Origin of the sequence: Bacteroides sp. RTP31139st1_H2_RTP31139_211217 (assembly GCF_040227615.1) — a bacterium.
Taxonomy (GTDB): Bacteria; Bacteroidota; Bacteroidia; order Bacteroidales; family Bacteroidaceae; genus Bacteroides; species Bacteroides uniformis.
On sequence record NZ_JBCNZM010000038.1, the window covers coordinates 23,050 to 37,274 of the forward strand.

At 45.3% G+C, this 14,225-nt stretch carries 11 protein-coding genes and 1 pseudogene; 3 read left to right on the forward strand and 9 right to left on the reverse strand.

What is annotated here, in order from left to right; translation table 11 throughout:
• Positions 1-631 precede the first annotated feature (631 nt).
• From ABUA47_RS08540 to ABUA47_RS08580, 9 genes are all read right to left on the reverse strand, one after another.
• Positions 632-1,960: a sigma-54-dependent transcriptional regulator gene (locus tag ABUA47_RS08540; RefSeq protein WP_117866830.1), complete on the reverse strand. Its 1,329-nt coding sequence runs from the start codon at positions 1,958-1,960 to the stop codon at positions 632-634.
• Complete coding sequence (locus tag ABUA47_RS08545; RefSeq protein ID WP_138272026.1) at positions 1,941-4,286, reverse strand: hybrid sensor histidine kinase/response regulator; 2,346 nt, start codon at positions 4,284-4,286, stop codon at positions 1,941-1,943. Before ABUA47_RS08545 ends, ABUA47_RS08540 begins: the two co-directional genes overlap by 20 nt.
• Before the next feature lie 187 nt (positions 4,287-4,473).
• Positions 4,474-5,004, reverse strand: a complete 531-nt coding sequence (locus tag ABUA47_RS08550; protein ID WP_195508086.1) for a TetR/AcrR family transcriptional regulator — start codon at positions 5,002-5,004, stop codon at positions 4,474-4,476.
• Positions 5,005-5,252: 248 nt separating this feature from the next.
• Positions 5,253-6,392, reverse strand: a complete 1,140-nt coding sequence (locus tag ABUA47_RS08555; protein ID WP_195508087.1) for a StlD/DarB family beta-ketosynthase — start codon at positions 6,390-6,392, stop codon at positions 5,253-5,255.
• 6 nt (positions 6,393-6,398) lie between these two features.
• Positions 6,399-7,019, reverse strand: coding sequence for a TetR/AcrR family transcriptional regulator (locus ABUA47_RS08560; RefSeq protein WP_117866853.1), 621 nt, complete (start codon positions 7,017-7,019; stop codon positions 6,399-6,401).
• Positions 7,020-7,625: 606 nt separating this feature from the next.
• Positions 7,626-8,606: a pseudohemocyanin gene (locus ABUA47_RS08565; protein ID WP_349824447.1), complete on the reverse strand. Its 981-nt coding sequence runs from the start codon at positions 8,604-8,606 to the stop codon at positions 7,626-7,628.
• Between the two features lie 107 nt (positions 8,607-8,713).
• On the reverse strand, positions 8,714-9,217 hold the full coding sequence (locus ABUA47_RS08570; protein ID WP_032838636.1) for a hypothetical protein: 504 nt from the start codon (positions 9,215-9,217) through the stop codon (positions 8,714-8,716).
• A complete protein-coding gene (locus ABUA47_RS08575) occupies positions 9,210-10,445 on the reverse strand; it encodes an AAA family ATPase (RefSeq protein ID WP_005682883.1) in 1,236 nt (411 codons plus the stop codon). The genes ABUA47_RS08570 and ABUA47_RS08575 overlap by 8 nt, the downstream gene beginning before the upstream one ends.
• 68 nt (positions 10,446-10,513) lie before the next feature.
• Complete coding sequence (locus ABUA47_RS08580) at positions 10,514-11,323, reverse strand: hypothetical protein (protein ID WP_134996359.1); 810 nt, start codon at positions 11,321-11,323, stop codon at positions 10,514-10,516.
• A gap of 273 nt (positions 11,324-11,596) precedes the next feature.
• Between ABUA47_RS08580 and ABUA47_RS08585 the strand changes: the two genes are divergently transcribed.
• From ABUA47_RS08585 to ABUA47_RS08595, 3 genes and pseudogenes are all read left to right on the forward strand, one after another.
• Positions 11,597-12,727: a DUF262 domain-containing protein gene (locus ABUA47_RS08585; protein ID WP_005682886.1), complete on the forward strand. Its 1,131-nt coding sequence runs from the start codon at positions 11,597-11,599 to the stop codon at positions 12,725-12,727.
• Positions 12,721-13,782 (forward strand): AAA family ATPase, encoded by a 1,062-nt coding sequence (locus tag ABUA47_RS08590; protein ID WP_195508088.1) that lies wholly within the window; start codon positions 12,721-12,723, stop codon positions 13,780-13,782. The genes ABUA47_RS08585 and ABUA47_RS08590 overlap by 7 nt, the downstream gene beginning before the upstream one ends.
• Before the next feature lie 4 nt (positions 13,783-13,786).
• Positions 13,787-14,225: pseudogene (locus ABUA47_RS08595) on the forward strand (hypothetical protein); the annotation flags it as partial.

The following is a 14,225-nucleotide window of genomic DNA, read 5'->3' on the forward strand; positions in this document are numbered from 1 at the left end:
CCATACATCATCTTTTTGAGGTTAATGAATCGCTTTGACACTTCAAATGTATGAGTATATTTTGGATAAAATGCTGATTTTCAAAAAGGTGACATCGGACGTCATCAGATGTCATCAGATGTCCGGAAAGGTGCTTCAAAACAAGTAGGAAATACAAGGGCGGCAGGAAAAAAGAGTAGGGGCAGGCGAGGGGACGTACCGCAGGGAAAAGGACAAACGGCGTGCATGGCACGGAAGAAAAAAGGAGCGGGTATGGCGGCCCATGCAGAACAGAGGGAGCTGAAGTCCCCTGTTTTTTCTTGTGGTCCGTCATATACTTAATAAGAAGATTTCAGGCGGGACGGGATATGGTATGGTCAGTATTTGATTTTCAGGGAATATAAGAAACGGTTCCTCCGGAATATCTCCTGTATGTATTGCCCGTGCGTCACGTCGGTCGCAGTTTGCCCCTGTAATCATCCTTCAAATCGAAGCGGGATTGCCGCCGCATTCTTTTTCGCGGCAATTTTCCCCGGCGCCAGCCGCAAGGAAAATTGCCACGAAAAGAGTGTGGAAAATGCGGCTGGCAAGACCGGTTCGATTTTCCTTTGATGGAAGGGGAAACTGTCCTGTATATTATTATCCGGTCCTTTCAGACCTGTTCCTTGGTAATCCCGTACATGCCCATTTTCTTGTAAAGGGTCGGGCGGCTGATGCCCAGCAAGGCTGCCGCCTGTGTCAGATTGCCTTTGGATATGGTGACCGCCATCCTGATCTGTTCCGCATTCCGCTGTTCGTCTTTTAGCAGGCAGTTGTTTATCTTTTCTTCCTTTGCAAGATTCAACACGGTCTTTCCCGCCTGCTGCAACCGTAAGCACTGAGGGGTTATCAGTTTTCCGCCGCATATCAGCACCGCCGCATGGACAACCTGTTTCAATTCACGGACATTCCCCGGCCAGCCGTAGCCCAGCAATATCTTTTTTGCCGCCTCGTCAAAATCCGGAATCTCCTTTCCCAGTTGTCCGGCAGACTGGATACGGAAAAAATCAGCCAGCGGGAGTATGTCTTCCAGGCAATCCTGCAACGTGGGCACGGTGATTGTAAAATCCTGCAACCGGTATAGCAGGTCCTTCCGGAAGCGTTTTTCCGCGACGGCACCCTGCAAGTCCTCGTTGGTGGCGGCGATGACGCGCACGTCCATCCGCTTGTCCTGCCTTCCGCCCACGGGGCGGTACCTCCGTTCCTCCATCGCACGCAACAGCATCTGCTGTATTTCCACCGGCAGATTCTCCACCTCGTCCAGGAACAACGTGCCTCCCCGCGCTTCCTGGAAATATCCCGGTTTTTCATCCGTCGCCCCCGTGAACGCCCCTTTGACATGGCCGAAAAAGGCGGATGCCGCCAATTCCCTTGACAGGCTTCCGCAATCCACGGTTATGTACGGCTTGTTCGCCCTCAGGCTCCGTTTGTGGATCTTGCCCGCCAGATGCTCCTTGCCCGTCCCCGTGTTGCCGAGTATGAGCACCGTCATGTCCGTGGGGGCAACCAGGCGGATGTAGCGGTCCAGCTCGCGGAAAGCGGCGCTCTTGCGTTCATAAATCACTTTGGCGAATGCCTCGTCCGCCATCCTTATCTTTTTCAGTGCGGGGAGCAGCTTGTCTTCGAGCAGCGGTTTGAGGATATAATCCTCCGCTCCCAGTTTCATGGCATGTACAGCCGTGTGTATCTCCTCATAGTTCGTCATCATGATGAACGGATGGGTGTAGCCCTGTCCCCTCATCCATTCCAGCAGCGCGGTGCTTTCCCCGTCCGGCAGTCTCAGGTCGGCCAGCACGATGTCATCCTCCCGGACGGAACGGGCGATGACCTGCCGCGCCTGTGCCAGCCGGTAGGCCTTCACTGTCTGGTAATCGGCATTCTGCAAGAAGTTGCAGATATAATCGCAGAACAATATATTGTCCTCAACCACAATCACTCTCATAGCTTTCCTTTGCCTGTTGTGCCAAATCAATTATTTCCTTTCCCTTGTCCAGTACTTTCCGGACCGCCCGGCCGAACTCCTCCGCCGAACATTCCCCGTCCCCCTGAAGCAGCATGAACAGGTCTCGCAGGGGCTTGCCGGCATGGATTATCTCCCAGGAACTGCTCAGGTGGTGGGTCCATTCCCTGAGCGACTCGCAATCGTTCCTTTCCGCACTTTCCGCCATCGCCGCGATATCGTCCGTTGTCTCCCTGATAAGCGTCTCCAGCATTTCCAGCCTGTCGCCATACTCCAGCAACGCATGGAAATCGACTTGCTCCTGCTGCCTTTCGTCGCCCAGGCATCCCGTACAGACTTGCAGCAGCTCTTCCACGGAGAACGGTTTTTTCAGGCAGGCCGAGAACCCCGCCTCATGCAGGTCCGCCGTATTGCAGCCTCCCGAAGCGGTGGCCGCAATGACCGGAATGGTCCGCGAGTTTCCCACATTGGCTGTGCGAAGCAGTTTCAACACATCAAACCCGTTCATCTGCGGCATTTTCAAGTCGGTGATCATCAGGTCATAGTTCTGACGGCGGATGCATTCCATCAGGTCACGTACGCACCCGCATGTCGTGCACATCACCCCATGGTGCGCGAACATCTCCTTGACGGCGGCCAGCAGGACGGTATCGTTGTCCAACGCCACGACGGTAAAAGGCTGTACGAGGGACCGGGTGCCGTTTTCTCTCTTCACCGTCTCCTCCGCGGTTGACACGGGCAGGAGCACCGTGAAGCAGCTTCCGGACCCTTTTCTGCTTGTCAGTTCTATCGTGCCTCCCAGCAGTCCGACCAGTTCCTTGACAATGGAGAGCCCCAGTCCCACACCCTCCTCGGCCATCGCGTTGGGCAACCGCTCGAAAGCGGTGAAAACGCGTGCCTGCTCCTCCGCACTCATCCCCGTACCGGTATCCTCGACGGAGAGCTGCAAGGTTCCGTTATCAAACCGCATGCGTAATGTGACCGCCCCCCGCTCCGTGAACTTGATGGCGTTTGACAACAGGTTATGTCCTATCTGGACAATCCGTTTCTTGTCCCCGATGACCACCCTGTCCCTTGGACTCTCCATATTCAGGAAGAGGTTCTTGTCCGCCGCCAGCGGCATGAAATCCGCTTCCAGCGTCTCGATGACGGTATGTAGCCTGAACGGAACCGGATTGACTTCCTCCTTTCCGCTCTCCAGCCGGAAAAATCCCAACAAAGTGTTCAGCATGGCCTCCATGTGTCCCGCCACCCGGCGTATCGTCCGGTTGTATTCTTTCCGTTTGGATATCTTTTTCTCCGTCGCGAGCAGTTCAGCATAGCTGTTGATTGTCGTAAGCGGTGTGCGCAGGTCATGGGTCACGGTCAGCATGATTCTTTTTCTTGCCGCGATCAGCTCCTCGTTTTCGGCGACGGTATGTTCCAATTGCCCGATTGTTTCCTCCAGCCTTTTCTTGTAGCGGTTTATGCGTGCCATGTCCCGGTGTATAATCATGTAGGAGCCTCCGAGCAGCAGGAGCATGAACACCACCAGCCCGGCGACTATGGCCAGTGACCGTTCGCCCGTCCTGCCCAGCTTCTCCTCCCGTTGCTGCATCTCTTCCTGGATGTTCCGGTCCATGTGCCTGATAACCTGTTGAAGCTGCTCGTTGAGCAACCTGTTGCGGGAGGCGAGGATATGTGCCTGCTCGGAGAACTGGCGCGCATATTGCCGCTGTCTGTCCGCTATGCTCCTGTTGAGGGTATGGAGTGCGGATGTGTCCGGGGAGGTTTCCGTCTTCTCTTTTTTCCCGAACAGCCTTTTCAGGAATCCTCCCTTCCTGCCGGTCTTTTTCGGGGGGCTTTGTCCGGCTGTTTGCGGAAGCTGTCCGGCTATTTCCCGGCCGGCTTGCTGCTGCTTGCGCATAATCTCCTTGATTTGCAGCATGGACTGTTCCTTGTCCCTCCATAAGATGCGGATACTGTCTATCCGGGCGTTGGGATGCAATTCCTGTAAACCGTACAACAGGCTGTCGACGGCCGATTTCTGTTTCAGGTACGTGTTGAAATCCTTCTCGTCCCACTCCGTGAATGTGTCGCAGAACAAAGAGAGTTCAAGCATTTTCATATATACATTGCGTATGGCCCGCTTTTGTCTGTTTATTTGCCGGACATTCGTTTCTATAGACCTGATCTCCCGCCATTCGTGGATACCTATATATATGATACAGCCAACCGTCAGGAGCACGGTGATGTACCCCGCCGCAATCTTGGCAAGAAGCGACCGCGGGTGTGAAGTCTTTCTTATCAGTCTGTTCCAATTTATCAATGTATGAGCCTTTTTATTTTTGTTATACCCGGTTTTAAACAAGCGAACAATAAAAAACCGACCAGTCGGTATTTTATTATTCGCAAAGATAAACCTTTCCAAATAATAACAAAAGAAAAAGTATTCAAATGCAAGGCAAATGTGCCGTTTACATTAGAAAAATGCGGCTTTAAGCGAAGAGAAGCGGTTATTGTATTTGAAAAAGCAGTGCTCCAAAGGTTTTTCCTATGGAATTTTCGAACAATTGCCGGCTGAACACCTGTATGTCGTCCACAGACTGCTTGTAAATGACAACGACCGCATTAAAAAGAAAATCCTGTTCCCTGGTAAGAAGTTCGTGGTACATTTGCGGAAATTCGTCCATGTATTCGTTGGCGGAGGATACGAACTGCATGTAATACATCAATCCGTTGCCCTCCAGTTTTTCAGGAAAACTGTCGATTACCCGTTCAATCGGGTTTTTGTAGGACCGGAGAAATTCGTCCCATCTTCTCCCTTCCAGATAATCCATTTCCGGAGAGAGCTGGGAAGCCGGGAAAAAGCGCATTTTCACGACAGTGTCAATCAAATGCCGTTTGGATGAAAAATAGTGCATGACCGCTCCTTTGGACTTATGCACGGCTGCCGCCACATCGCAAAATGAAGTCTGTTTCATGCCTTTGGTAAGGAACAGTACATACGCCTCGTCAATTATCCGCTGTTTCAAGTTTGGATCCATATCACACCTGCATTATATAAAAAATAGCACAGATGCAATCAACAACCCAAACGTGGCAGTGGAAAAGCCTAGAGATGAAGTCGACACACCCGTGCTATATGTTTTGATATAGCGCAAGCTGTCATATCCCATCTTCTCTCTTTGAAATTTTCCACTTTTCGTTTGAAAGATGTATATGATACTATACTATTTTACCTGTTAGTTTTGCAAAATTAAGCTATTTATTGCTTATTTCCAAACTTAAACACTTAAACTACACTTAATAACACAGTTCCATAGGAGAAGCGTCCGCTTTCCGGAACAAGCAACAGGATTTTTTCACCGGACTTCAGTTCGTGTGTTTTCCAGAATTCATCCAATATGGCGAAGATGGCGGCAGAAGCTATATTGCCTACTCTGGATAGGTTGGTAAACCACTTGCTTTCGTCAATTCCGATTCCAATCCCTTTTAATTCATTTATTATCTTATCATAAAAAAACATGGAGGAAACATGGGGCAGTACATAAGAAATGGATTCCGGTGCCACATTGTATTTTTCAAGACAATATTTTATGTGTTTCGCCCAATATGGGACGGCATTCTTTTCCAGTAATTTAATATCTTGCTTTACAGTAAAAAGTGAGCGGTCTGTCAATTCCTGACTACTGAAACTTTTCCAACTTTTCAATTCTCCGTTTTTTTCTTTTTCCGCTCCCATAAACATACATGTCGGCAATTCATTGGCATACGAAGTCATTTCCACCCATTCAATATGTAGAGCTTTTCCTTTGCCCGGATTATCCTGTAATAATACCGCACTGGCACCATCACTCAGCATAAAGCGTAGAAAATCTTTTTCCAATGCCATGTATGGTTGTATTCCAAGATTAGCGCATTTTTCGTATTCAACATCAAAATTTTTGGAAAGCAACCCCGCTGATGCCAACTCGGAACAACTACAAACAGCATTACGCTTATCACCCGCTAAAATGCTTAGATATGCAATCTTGAATGCTTGAACGCATGACAAACAGATGCCGGATGCTGAAAATATTTCCATAGGAGTATTTTTTAGCAAACCATGTACCATGGAGGCATGTGAAGGCAGCACTTGGTCCGGGCTGGCAGTTGCACATGCTAAAAGTTCTAATTCTTGCAGAGGTAATAAAGCTTCTGTCAAAAGTTTCTGTATCGACAGTTGTGCCAGTTCCGCATTCGTATGCGTCATTTCCTGCTTTGTGTTGACGGCATAAAAACGTTGTTTTATTCCATTTTGTCTGAGTACAATATTTTTGACACGAGAATGTACTCCAGAGATTAACCCTAAATAATCTTCCATAGAATTATTATCTATCGGAGAGTTTGGGAAGTAAGAGGTTACTGTTGTTATAAAAACTTCCTTTGACATTTTAAATCATATTTTAATTAAACTATATATAAACATAAACTGTTCCTTTAACAGGGGAATATTCAATCCATTTACCAATGCATCATTATAAGATTGTCCAAAATATACGTATTTGAACTGCTTGGCGATATTTTTGCAATTGTATTGAGTTCCAATTTCTCCTTTCTCTTGTGCATGTTTCAATATCCTTTCCCATAGTAATAGCTCTTTTTGGGTAACTATCGTTGTTTCCTTTGTAAAGTTTGGATAAAATTTTTCCGCCTGTAATATCAGACTCATATAAGCCCTTGTTCCGTTGGTATTAGCGTTCGGCAATATGAACTGGTATAGATAGTCCATTGTACGTTTTACATTGTCAATGTAATAGTTGATAAAATCATGCAGTGATAGACTTTCGGAATTTTGCATTTTATTATCTACATCTTGTTTTCTCAAGATATATTGATCAATCACATCCATAAACAATTCTTGTTTGGTCGGATAATGATAGGACATACAACCTCTTGACAGGTTGAGACTTTGTTCAATATCTTTCAAGGGGACCATATTATACTCCTTTGTCAGAAACAACTTGAATGCGGTCTCCCTTATTAACGCTTTTGTTTCTGTTCCTTTTGTTCCTTTCATAAATATGTATTTTAAAAACAAAAATAGAACATTTGGCTGAATATTCAATCTTTTTTGCATACTTAGTTTAAAGCGAATAAGAGTTAAACTACATACGTTAACAGTATGATACTTAAATCAATTCCATTATTTTGGACAGTTTTGCTTCAGGCAATATGGGGGTCTTATTTTTTTTTGTTACATTTGCTTTTAATAAAAACCGACTAATCGGATTTTATTCAGGCGTAGAGAAGAACTCAAACGAAAAGTGGAATTTATTGTATGAGATGATTCTCTATGCCTTTTTTAACTTACTACTCCCAAAATTATGACTCTTCTGCGTAATTTTGTTTTCATCTAAAATTTGAAAACTGAATCATGCCTGTTGTCAATCCGTTGAATGAACATCAACGAACATAACTGCGACAATTTCAGGTATTGCTGCAATCAGCGGTATGACCAATTCCTTAGCACAAGTTTTGTATATCATAATTTTCTCATATAAACCGTCCAGTCGGTATTTATTGCAAAAATATAAACATTCGGAATAAAAACAAAGGGAAAGATGAAACTCTATGTTAATAAACATTTCATCCTTCCCTTTTGATAAGTGCTGATTTATCAAATTTATCTTGGAGTCATTTTAACTTTAACCTGTACTCCCATGGAGTTTAAGACACGAACCGGTGCTTTTTCGCTGGCTTTCAAATAAAAAAGAAGGTAGTCTTTTGCCCGTTGGGATTCGAAATAACCTTTTTCGTGGTATTCGGCAATCCACTTTTGAATTACCGGAACCTGCCAGCGGTTCATTAATACATAGTAACCGAATTTATACTTCAAGTCACTCAAAAAAATATTGAGTTTCAGGTAATCCCACCAAAACTGTTGCTTCTTTTTGCTTTTGGCGTTGAGTATGACCACCTGATGGTCAAAGGTGTCACGGGGATTTTCCCAATCTTGGCGGGAGATAAATACATCAGGAAGCGCATTGTCCGCGTTGTCCTTTGCCGGAATGAAAGGGGATAACGCCTCAATGGAACCTTTCATCTTTTCATATAATGCCGGCTCATATTCTTTGTTATACAATATGACGTCTCTCAAGCGGGTGGACGTAAGATGGGTTACTACCGGGCGTCCGCTTATACAATGTTCAGGGACAGTCATCCTTGAAGCCAGTTTCTTCATAAACTTGACTTCCGCCGTTATCTGTTCTTCCTTATCCGCTTTTTTGAAAGGGTAGTCCGTGCAGGCTATTTTCCGCATACCCCGATGCAGTTCCGTAAGCTGCAAGGCTCCATAAGCGCAGAAGATGGAAGCACGGATAATCTTGAAGATAGGGGTACGGTCGCCCTCGTGTGCCACATACGGCAGGTCTGTCACACCAAAAAGCATTTCATTTTCCACTATCAAGTCGGCGGAGATTGTCTTGCCCTCTTCCAGGCGACCCTTGATTTTGAAATTACGTTTTTGCCATCCCCAAGTGTGAATGGGTTGCGTAGCCAGCAGTGTCACACAATAATTGCCATTGTGCGGGGTGAAATCTACATTTTGTGGGGTTGCCTTGGACATCAGCTCATTCAGCAACTTGATTTTTTGGATATTGTCCATAAATAAATTGGTATTAAGTGAAACATCTTGTTAACAGTGCAAATGTAGGCATCGGCTTTCGTACCCGAGTTCCGTTTTTCGCCGAAAATCACTGCAAGGTCAACCAATTATTCGATATTTATTCTATTTTCGATTCTCAATATATAGTTTGTTTCCAAGAAAAAGCGTTCCATCCGTACCGCCTGGCCCGTTCTGAACAAAGGTCTTTCGCTATTGGCTATGCAGGCTTTCTTTATAGGAAAGTTCCGTGCCTCTTCCTGTTGCTCAAAATAGCCAATGGTAGAACGTAACTGTTGTTCACCATCCTTTATCCACTGGCTGCCTTTGCTTTTTCTTTGTTTCAGTTCCACAAATATGATCGTGTCTTCATAAAACAGACAGCCGTCACAGCGATTATCCATCTTTCCGTCCGCCTTGCGTAATTCAATGCAATGGTCAACCGGTACAAAATTTACTTTAAGCCGGTAGTGATTGTCCACTGCCGCAATCCAATCCTGTCCCTGTTTTTCAGCGATGTATGCTTTTTCGGCAGCCGGAGCGGGCCGGTCACATATACCGAATTTGCGTTTGCATGAGGAGGAAATATGTTCTGTAGGGAAAAAGTCAATCATACTCTTGTTGTATTTCCAGTAATTCGGCAAAATCCTCGTTTGTTTTCTCCAGCATCCTATTGAGGAAGTTTTCATCGGAAGGCAGTCCATGATATGTGTCCAATACGGTTGCCGTTCCTTCCACTTCATTGAATTCGTAAATAGCGATTTCGTCAGGATGTATGGCGGCTTCTATAGGATAAATAGTACCTATTCTTTGTCGTGCCTCATCGGAAAGATTGCCAGAAGCCAACAACATACCGGTTTTGACAGCGATGGTCAGGCTGTTGATGAGGTACGGACTATGCGTTGTAACGACCAGACGGTTTGCCTCTAACGAATTGTTGAAAGCCAGCAATTGTTTCATTATCATCCATTGCGATTCCGGATAAAGGTTTTGTTCCGGTTCCTCCACGATGTTGACAAACGCCGACTTGTTGAATCTGGCAGAAACGGCTGAAAGGGCGATTCTCCGTTGCTCGTCTGTAAGATTCGGTATATTCCATATATTCGCCACTTCCGCTTCGAAGCGTTTCGCTTCATCGCTACTCATCTTTTGGGCATTGTTTGCCTGGCTTTTTACAGATTCGGACAAATGCAGAGAAACCAGATAAAGCGGTACTATGGACTGGAAGCCACTGGAAGCCTCCATCAGCTTCACTTTGTAATCCTCGCCTTTGACATAGACAATGTCGTTTTGCTTGTTGTATTCCAGCTGCGCATGGTTGATAGGCAGTTCCAGACTACCCTTGATGAGTTGTTTGGCGTTGTTATATTCCGTCAGAAATACCAGCAAAGCATCCGGCAAGTCCTTAATCAAATTCGGTTTGTTGACCATGCTGATGAAGTTTCGTTCAGCGGGAACATACATGATTTGAGGAAGGGCATATTTGTTCAATGTACCGTCTTTTTTTTCTATGATAAGTTCGCCTTGTCTGGTATAGGTGAACTTATAGGAATCCCCTTCGTAGAAAATTTCAGTCCGTTCCTTTATGAAATAATTGGAAATACGGTGATAACCGCAATATTTGTTCTTGAACTTGGCCGCGGTAAATTCTTTCTCCTTGAAATCCCCCCGCGTCAAAACCTTTTCCATCCATGTAAATGTGGAAACCAATTTGGCAACCGTACTTTTACCGCTACCCTGGTTGCCGGTAAAAACAGTCACTTTTTCTATGTCAATCCATCCGTCCATTGCGGAGACCGTTTCCTTGAGCGGACCGAAATTCTTAATCTTGATTCTACTCATATCGTTGTTATATAGACTATGTGCAAAGATAGTGTTTCTAAATGAGATGACCTAACGAAGGTCGTACCTCATTTGCCTTGGACATAAATACCTTTCCAGTTGTCCGGAAAATGCTTTTCCTCCCACATGCAATTGAATCTTTGGGGTGAACAAAAGGAACCTACTGCATAAAAGACAGAATAGAAGACAGAATATGAAGGATTTCCTTTATAACCTTCGACATCAGCTAAAATCTCATCCATGGTCCTGTTGAGTTCTTTTTCATCCTTTACATATTTAAATTCGATTGCGCATTCCAATGAAGGTATTAATATATCCGGATTATAGCATTTGGCTGTTTTCTGAAATTTGAAACTGCAAGATTTATTATCAGGAAATGCTGTTTTGCAGATATTAATCATAGGTTTGTACACCTCCGGTTCGGATTTTGGTTGTATGTCAAAGTCTGCAAGTAACGTAGCCGTACTGTTTAAAATATTCTCCAGGATTTCAAATTCTTTATGAGCACCTGTAATGCTGAAATCATCGAACGCGTTCAAAAATTTTCTATAAGCAAATATCAGTTCGCTATCCATATCTTCTGTACCACGTAGCATTCTTTCTTTTTCGTAGAATGGTGTAATTTCTGTTAGAAAAGAATTATAATAATCCGGAAGGTGCTTCGCTTCAATATACGCTTGTACTAAAGGACGCAATTTTTTTGCCATGTAGATTAGGGAATCCTTTCTTTCTTGTTCGTCCATTTCATAATCAAGACGTTCTTCTTCGGACAATTTAGAAAAATCGGGCATTCCGTATTCTTCAAACATCATATACTCGTAGTGACTACGGCTGAATGCAGCCATTAATTCTTTTATTTTTTCCGCTAAATGTTTCATATCTATTTTTTCATAAACAAAATAGACCAAACGGTCTGTCTGCAAATATATTCCTTTTAATCTACGAAAAGAAATAGAAGTGTCATTTTTTGAGGTGAAAATATGAATTTAGCAAAACAGAGAGCAACTAAGTATGAATCTTGAATGGGGAAGACACTGAGGTTTATGTATTGATTAGATCCGACAAGGGTGGGAATGTTTTTTAGATTGATTTGGATTATGTGTCGGAAAAACATTGTATCTTTGCATTAATAAGAAGAAAGAAAGGAATTTATGGACTTTGAAGGAGAATATACCATGCGGACGGCTTCCAACCAGCAGAGTTATGAGCCGGATACCGTATACCCGGACGCCGTGCTGAATATAGCCCGCGATTCGGCTTCCGTGTTTCAGCTGAAGCGGAAATGGGAAAAGACTCCTCCGATGTTGAATCTGACTCCAGATTTCCAGCGAGGGCTGGTATGGAAACCTAAACAGAAAAGCGAACTGATAGAATCCATACTGATGGGTATTCCCCTGCCTCTGATTTACGTGAAGGAGGATGAAAAGGGAGTGTATGTCATTGTGGACGGCAAACAGCGCCTGAGTACATTGTTCAGTTTTATCAATAATGAATTTGCTCTGGAGAAACTCACCATCCTGAAGGACAAGAATGGTTCCCGGTTTGACAAACTGACTCCATTGGAGCAAAATAAGATAGAGGACTGCTCCCTGACCTTGCATGTGATTAAGGCTCCCACCAGCGACCGGGTCACTTTTGATTTGTTCGACCGGGTGAACCGGGGCGGGACGCGGCTAAACAACCAGGAAATGCGTAATGCACTTTATCAAGGCAATGCCACGGAACTGATTAACCGGCTGGCTGAAAAGGAGGCCTTTGTTGAAGCCACGGAGCATTCCATTCCCGCCAATCATATGAAAGACAGGTATCTGGTACTCCGGTTTGTGGCTTTTTATCTGTGGCAGCAGCATGTCACCATAGACCCTGACACTGACGGGCCTTTGGACTATCGAAGTAATGTGGAGGATTTTTTAGGGAAAACGATGCGTTTTCTCAATCGGTTGGAGCCGGAAAACGGTTTGTTCAAAGAGCTGGACACCCGATTTACCCGTGCCATGGAACTTGCCATACGGCTGCTTCCGTCAGGTGGCTTCCGGCTGCCTTCGTCACCCGGTAAGAAACGACCGATAAACATGGCTTTTTTTGAGAGTTTCAGCTACCTCCTGTCCAGGCTGAATGGAGAAGGGGAGCAACTCCATTGTCAGATTCAGGAAGTTTATATGCAATTAATATGTGACGCTGCCTATTTGGAATCCCTTACCCGTTCTGTGGATAGCGGCAAGCAGACTGAAAAGCGTTATGAAATTATCAACCGACTTATTCATGAATTGAATTTATGCTAAACAATTTGACCATAAACAATTATAAATGTCTAACAGATTGTTCGTTGGAGTTAAAACCTCTGAACTTGTTCGCCGGTCCGAATTCATCGGGAAAATCTACCGTATTGCAAGCCCTGCTGACCGCTTCGGATAACGTGACGGAGAAAAAAGGGAAACATGGTTTGAAGAACCGAAGGACAGAAGCGTCGAACTTCAATGACGTAAGGAACTTTGTAACCAACGCCAAGTCATACGAAATCGGTATTTCGTATAATGGTGAAGAACCGACCGTGCTTTGTTTTACTCCAGGAGATGACTCTTACCAAACCACTCTTGTGGAACAATCGGCTGACGCGTCTTCGGATTTATTGGGAATCCTCGGAAGTGATAACCTGCTGTATCTGCCTGCCACACGTCCCGGTGGCGCATACGTGCAACCCATCAATCCCGATTCGGAAAACAAACTGGGACGTAACGGAGAATTTGTGATTGACTATTATGCCAAGCACCGTCTGGAGCCACTGGATGCCGCTTTGATTCTGGCTCCCGGTACTCAAACCTTGGAAGGGCAGGTAAATCACCAACTGGATAAACTGACCGGCTATCGGTTGGTGGTGGAAACAGTAGGAAACAATCACTATGTGAAGTATGAAACGCGTAGCGGCAAACAGCTTTTCCCTTATCATGTCGGTACCGGAGTGAGTTTTATTACGGAGGTCATCATTGCCTGTTTTGCCACTCCGAGAGGCGGTATGGTGATTACGGAAAATCCGGAAATCCATCTGCACCCCAAAGCGCAAGCCGACTTGATTGATTTTATGGCGAAAGTGGCGAAAGCCGGTGTGCAAATCATCATAGAAAGCCATAGCGACCACCTCTTCAACGGTATCCGGCGTCTGATTAGCCAGGAAAAGTTGGCTTTGTCCGATGTCTCCGTATATAATTTCAGGCAGGACGGGAACGGACTGACACGTGCCGAACGTGTGGAATTTACTCCCCAAGGAGGAATCCGGTCGTATATCCCAGGGATGTTCGAGCAGTTTGATATTGACCTGGATGCTATTTTGAAGCTATAAGATTATGGACGGTATCATTATCAACGAGTTGTCATTGAGCGGACAGTTTCATGACAGCCAGGATTTCTGGAAGAACGGAATGCCTCCTTTTTACAAAGCATTGCAGGATGCCCGTTCGTTCGGAGTGGGGTATCTGTTCAAGCAAGGAAGTTTTTACGGGGCACAAGCCACTCCCGACAAGACTCTTCACGATTTGCTGACAGCACCGGAAGCCCGTATCATAGACGAAGCGAAACGGTACAAGAGTACATTGGCACGTGCCATCTGTAATCCGTTTTGGGACGATGCACCCCAGCAGGATTTGAATGCACATTATCTGGCAGATGAAGCAGATGTATCCGGTAGTTCCGTTGCCGAAGCCACCGTCCGTGCGGTCTGCCTTCTGTCGTTTATACGCTCCTTGTATGAGAAGCATCCGGTTGTTGTAACCAAAGACGGAGTTG

Coding starts and splice junctions, on each gene's coding strand:
- ABUA47_RS08540 (WP_117866830.1), bottom strand. CDS start 1,960: ATGAGAGTGATTGTGGTTGAGGACAATATATTGTTCTGCGATTATATC.
- ABUA47_RS08550 (WP_195508086.1), bottom strand. CDS start 5,004: ATGGATCCAAACTTGAAACAGCGGATAATTGACGAGGCGTATGTACTG.
- ABUA47_RS08555 (WP_195508087.1), bottom strand. CDS start 6,392: ATGTCAAAGGAAGTTTTTATAACAACAGTAACCTCTTACTTCCCAAAC.
- ABUA47_RS08560 (WP_117866853.1), bottom strand. CDS start 7,019: ATGAAAGGAACAAAAGGAACAGAAACAAAAGCGTTAATAAGGGAGACC.
- ABUA47_RS08565 (WP_349824447.1), bottom strand. CDS start 8,606: ATGGACAATATCCAAAAAATCAAGTTGCTGAATGAGCTGATGTCCAAG.
- ABUA47_RS08570 (WP_032838636.1), bottom strand. CDS start 9,217: ATGATTGACTTTTTCCCTACAGAACATATTTCCTCCTCATGCAAACGC.
- ABUA47_RS08575 (WP_005682883.1), bottom strand. CDS start 10,445: ATGAGTAGAATCAAGATTAAGAATTTCGGTCCGCTCAAGGAAACGGTC.
- ABUA47_RS08580 (WP_134996359.1), bottom strand. CDS start 11,323: ATGAAACATTTAGCGGAAAAAATAAAAGAATTAATGGCTGCATTCAGC.
- ABUA47_RS08585 (WP_005682886.1), top strand. CDS start 11,597: ATGGACTTTGAAGGAGAATATACCATGCGGACGGCTTCCAACCAGCAG.
- ABUA47_RS08590 (WP_195508088.1), top strand. CDS start 12,721: ATGCTAAACAATTTGACCATAAACAATTATAAATGTCTAACAGATTGT.